This window comes from Cellulomonas sp. P4_A2 (assembly GCF_056402515.1).
In genome coordinates, this window is sequence record NZ_JBFUHG010000040.1 from 1 (window position 1) to 1,696 (window position 1,696).

Genomic DNA, 1,696 nt, shown 5'->3' on the forward strand with positions numbered 1-1,696 from the left:
CGTCGCAGCCGCGCCGGTCCGGGCCGCCGAGCCGCCGCGCCTGCCGCGGTCCGTGTCCGCGGACGCCCGTCGGCACTCGGTCCGGCACGGTCTGCGCCCCCGCGCGGTCCGTCGACGGGAGCGGGACGTGGCCCGGACGGCGGTCAGACGACCGAGCCGGTGAACTTCTCGCCGGGCCCGTCGCCGGGGGCGTCCGGGAACGGCGACGCCTCGCGGAACGCGAGCTGCAGCGAGCGCAGACCGTCGCGCAGCGAGCGGGCGTGCTGGTTGCCGATATCCGGGGCCGACGCGGTGACCAGCGCGGCGAGCGCCGTGATGAGCTTGCGTGCCTCGTCGAGGTCCATGTAGTCGGCTCCCGCACCGTCCGGTCCGTCCTCCGCGAGGCCGCACTTCACAGCGGCCGCGCTCATGAGGTGGACGGCGGCCGTGGTGATGACCTCGACGGCGGCCACGTCGGCGATGTCCCGGGTGGCGTCGGCGGTGGGGTCGGTGCTCTGCGACATGCCTAGATCGTCTCACCACGGACGCGGGCTACGGTCCCGAGCTGTGCGGCCCCGATTCGGTCCGAGCCGCCTCCTCTGGTAGTCTTGACCGCTGACTGACCTGGACGGCTGAACGTTGGCTGCCCAGGCGCACAAGTGGAGTCCTCTCCCACCTTGGCCTCGAATGCTCGAAGCGATCTCGACTCGCTCCGACGACAGAGACCGGGTCACAGTCCGCACCGGACGGCAAAAGCCGCTCCCGGTCGCGTGAGCATGGCCCACGGCTGTGCACACGTAGCGGATGTACTGAGGCCTCCTCCTGTGACCAGGACGGGGGCCTTCCTCGTTCCTGGCGGTCCACCACCACGAACCTGAGGAGCACCACATCAGCGAGCCCCGCATCAACGATCGGATCCGCGTAGCCGAGGTCCGCCTGGTCGGCCCCAACGGCGAGCAGGTCGGCATCGTGCGCGTGGAGGACGCCCTGCGCCTGGCCCAGGACGCCGACCTCGACCTCGTCGAGGTCGCCCCTGACGCTCGTCCGCCCGTCTGCAAGATCATGGACTACGGCAAGTTCAAGTACGAAGCAGACATGAAGGCCCGCGAGGCCCGGCGGAACCAGACCAACACGGTCCTCAAGGAGATCCGCTTCCGGCTGAAGATCGACCCGCACGACTACGGCACCAAGAAGGGCCACGTCGAGCGGTTCCTCACGGCCGGCGACAAGGTCAAGGTCATGATCATGTTCCGCGGCCGCGAGCAGTCGCGCCCGGAGATGGGCATCCGTCTGCTGCAGCGGCTCGCCGACGACGTCAGCGAGCTGGGCTTCGTCGAGAGCTCGCCGAAGCAGGACGGCCGCAACATGATCATGGTGCTCGGCCCGAACAAGAAGAAGGCCGACCAGAAGCAGGAGCAGCGCCGTGCGGCGCAGGCTGCTGCGCAGCGCGAGGCGAACGCGGCAGCCGCTGCGGCCGCCGCCGCGCAGAAGACCGCGCCTGCCGAGGCTCCCGCCGAGGCTCCGGCCGTCGTCGAGACCCCGGTCGCGGCTCCCGCCCCGGTCGCCGTCGAGGCTGTCGAGGTCGTCGAGACCGCAGCACCCGCTGCCGTCGAGACGCCGGCCGCCCCGGCCGCTCAGGCTGCTCCGGTCGCCCCCGCTGCTCCGGCAGCACCGCGACCCGCCGCCGCGCCCCGCCCGGCTGCCGCCGCACCGCGAC

2 protein-coding genes are annotated in these 1,696 nt (G+C 71.9%); one reads left to right on the forward strand and one right to left on the reverse strand.

Annotation, left to right across the window (positions count from 1 at the left end; all coding sequences use genetic code 11):
* Positions 1-143: 143 nt before the first annotated feature.
* Positions 144-503: a DUF1844 domain-containing protein gene (locus tag AC1DUE_RS19950; protein WP_477041153.1), complete on the reverse strand. Its 360-nt coding sequence runs from the start codon at positions 501-503 to the stop codon at positions 144-146.
* 412 nt (positions 504-915) lie between these two features.
* Here AC1DUE_RS19950 and infC point away from each other — a divergent pair.
* A partial coding sequence (gene infC / locus AC1DUE_RS19955; RefSeq protein WP_477041154.1) for a translation initiation factor IF-3 occupies positions 916-1,696 on the forward strand: 781 nt, incomplete at its 3' end.